Source organism: Bifidobacterium sp. UBA744, from assembly GCA_002298605.1.
GTDB lineage: Bacteria > Actinomycetota > Actinomycetes > Actinomycetales > Bifidobacteriaceae > Bifidobacterium.
In genome coordinates, this window is the sequence record DBKS01000035.1 from 1 (window position 1) to 3,217 (window position 3,217).

Annotated in this window: 2 protein-coding genes and 1 pseudogene; 2 read left to right on the forward strand and 1 reads right to left on the reverse strand. The window is 59.2% G+C overall.

The annotated features are described in order from the left end of the window. Positions 1–370: 370 nt before the first annotated feature. Together B2994_RS03780 and B2994_RS03785 are read left to right on the forward strand one after the other, a co-directional pair. Positions 371–1,646 (forward strand): annotated as a pseudogene (locus B2994_RS03780) (IS3 family transposase); the annotation flags it as partial. 551 nt (positions 1,647–2,197) lie between these two features. After that, positions 2,198–2,617 (forward strand): hypothetical protein, encoded by a 420-nt coding sequence (locus B2994_RS03785; RefSeq protein ID WP_291527052.1) that lies wholly within the window; start codon positions 2,198–2,200, stop codon positions 2,615–2,617. A 220-nt stretch (positions 2,618–2,837) separates the two neighbouring features. On the opposite strand, the gene B2994_RS03790 is transcribed toward B2994_RS03785, so the two are convergent. After that, on the reverse strand, positions 2,838–3,217 hold a 380-nt coding region (locus B2994_RS03790; protein WP_291527053.1), incomplete at its 5' end, for a hypothetical protein.

Here is a 3,217-nt window from a genome sequence, read left to right on the forward strand (position 1 = left end):
CTCATGGGCTTGAGACCGGGCGTTGCTGTTTGATTGCGGGGAATGGCACAGAGGGCTCGTGGACTGGCCGCGGCCGATAGCCGGGCCGTCGAGCTATAACGTGGAACATCATACGAATTGGCTCATTATGATCAGAGCACCGGCAATGACAACCATGAGTGGCTCCTGCTCTGTATTTTGATGCTCCTATACATTGCCAAGCGTTTGGATTCGTTGTTTGAGTCCGGGCAGGTTCCGTGCTCCGCGTTCGATTTCGTTGATGCGGCTCGACGGCACGCACAGCGCCTCGCCGACCTGTTGCCAATCTAGGGCTGATATGAACTGATTTTTGTTCCGCATTTCCCCTGACTCGATGGGAGATGATGGAACCATGGCAAAAGGCACGAGATACACGCCGGAGTTCAAGACGAAGGCCGTCAGGCTGCTCACGGAGTCCAGGTCGTCGTATTCGTCGGAGACGAACGCGATCGAACGGGTCGCCAAGGACCTGGGAGTGGCGCCGGAGACGCTGCGCCGGTGGCGGAACCAGTCGGACGCGACGGTCGCGGCGCAGACCAAGCAGTCGGCCGAGGACGCGATGGCGGAGCTGAAGAAGCTGCGGGCCGAGAACGCGGAGCTGAGACGCGCGAACGAGATCTTGACGACGGCGTCGGCTTTTTTCGCGGCACGGCTCGACCCGACACGGCGTTGATGGTCGCGTACATCGACGAGCACAAGGACCGTTTCAAGGTCGGGCCGATCTGCAAAGTCCTCGGCGAATCGTTGGACTGCGGGTTCATCACTCCGCGCGGCTACCGCATGTTCAAGTCAAGACCGCCCAGCCGCATGCGGGCGAGGCATGAGGCGCTGGCGCGCGACATCGCGGAGATCCATTCGGATTTCCTCATGGCCGTGTACGGGTACCGCAAGACGCACGCCCAGTTGGTCGCCCAGGGCTGGGATCCGAAGGGGGTCGGCCGCGACCAGGTGCTGGGCATCATGCGCGAGCTCGGCATCCAGGGCGTGCGCCGCGGCAGGACGCCCACCACCAAGCCGGCGAAGGGCACGGGAGGCCGGCCCGACCTCGTGAAACGCAGGTTCGAGGCGGAGGCTCCGAACCGCCTGCACGTGGCCGACATCACGTACGTGCGCATGGCCGATGGTTCGTTCGGCTACACGGCGTTTGTCACCGACGTGTACGCCCGCAGGATCGTGGGCTGGGCGTGCGCCACCACCATGGACACGCGGGAGCTGCCGTTGCAGGCGCTGGAGCAGGCGATCTCGTGGGCCGCGTCGCACGGCGGCACCGACGGTCTCGTGCACCACAGCGACCATGGCGTGCAGTACACCGGCACGGTGTACACCACGCGCGTCGGGGAATTCGGCATGCTGCCCTCGACCGGTTCGGTCGGCGACTCGTACGACAACGCCATGGCCGAATCCGTCAACGGCGCGTACAAGACCGAACTGGTATGGCGGCGCAAACCCTTCCAGGATTTGAAGGACCTGGAATTGGCGACGTTCCGGTGGGTCTCGTGGCGGGGACTCGAAGCGCCTGCACCAGTCCCTGGGCTACAGGACGCCGGAAGCGGTGGAAACCGAGTATTATGCAAACCAAGCGGCGAAAGCCGCCTCAATATAAGGGCGAACAAAAATCAGGCCATATCAGAGCATCGAAATACACTAATAGCCGGGAAGCCGAGCCGCGGCGCGAAGTGTCATACGAGTTGGCTCGCGATGATCAACGCGCCGGCAACGGTCATGAGCGCCGAGAAGGCGCACGGAAGAGTCCTTTTGCGTTCTCTTCCCAGTTTTTTGGATCCGATCACGACGGATATCAGGACCAATCCGACGGCCAGCGGCACCAAGGCCAAGGCCAGCAGAAGCAACGGTCTTTCCATGGCATCCCCTTCCCGGACGCTGTGGTTCGGATGGTATCTTCAGTGAATCATGGGACATGGGTTGTTTAGCGCTGACTGGTGACGGGGCCCGACCCTGATGTTCGTCGGTGTCGGAACATGGTTTCGCCGTGCGACATGTTTCCGACGGTGATGCCGTGGGCGTGGTGCTGCACCTCTCAATAGACACCGGGAGGTATGAGACGAGGAGATCGCCAGGCTACAATCAAAGACAACCAACCCGAACGCAAGCGTTGCGCTTACAAATTGAATCCGGGGCAACGGCCATAGCAACATGATTTGGTAAGGAGGTGCAACTGATGGATATCCCTGAACTCACCCTGCAGTCCGACCGGAAGCGGATTGGCAAACGGATCTTCAGGCTCGTTGCCGGTTATCTTGTGCTGCTTTCCCTGTTGTATCTCCTCTTGTCCCAGGCCCAATCATCTTGGACGAACACGGAGGTGTATTGGGAGGAGGCGGCAGGGGTCGCGGTGGATGTGAATGATTCAGCATCGCTGCGAGAGGCCGTTCGAATCGTAGGCAAAAGGCCTATGCCGCCTGAAAGCGGTCTCGATATGCCCGTCACCCAGAGCCTCGCCGTGTGGAACGTTTTGGGGACATGGGTCAAGGTCCGTGAAAGCGAGAATCGGCTGGAGATAGCCGTCATGGGACAGTTGGAATGGGTCCATGCCGTTCTTCAGGAGGATTCAAAGATGGATGGAAGCACGGACGACTAGCGAGGTTTAAGGTGATTGAACGCTTGGCAAGCACGGATTTCAATCTTTCAGGATGTGGCCAGCCTTGCGGTGCCATGAATGCATCGTTGTGAAAACGTCCGCGCCCTGTTATCGCGGCGTGTGCTCGTCTTGTGGCATGATTGGTGGTGATGGAATCAATGACGAGTCCAGCGAAACGTCACCAGCCCCGACTCTCGTAGAGACCTGATGTTCGGAATGGTTATTTCCAGTTGAATGTGTAGCTCTGGTCTGATTGCTCCTCTCCATGGGAGGTGACAGTCGGGATGTTGCCGTGCCAAGTGACGGTGAAGTTGTTTGAGCTCAATGATTTGCCGTCGTTGTGCAGATCCGTCTTGACTTCCGTGACGTTTTCGGCTCCGACAATGCTGGGGTCGGTGTCCCAGGAGACTTTGATTGTGATGCTGCTTGGACCGAAGAATATGGGCGAGCCGATTTCGTTGACGACCACTTCGCAGGTGCCATCAGCGGATTTCGTGGTCATGATGTGATACGGCATATCCGTTTGCGACCATATAAGGGTGCATCCGCCAGCCCAGATCAGTGCAATCGCGAGAATGATATGTTCGATGATGCGTGCTG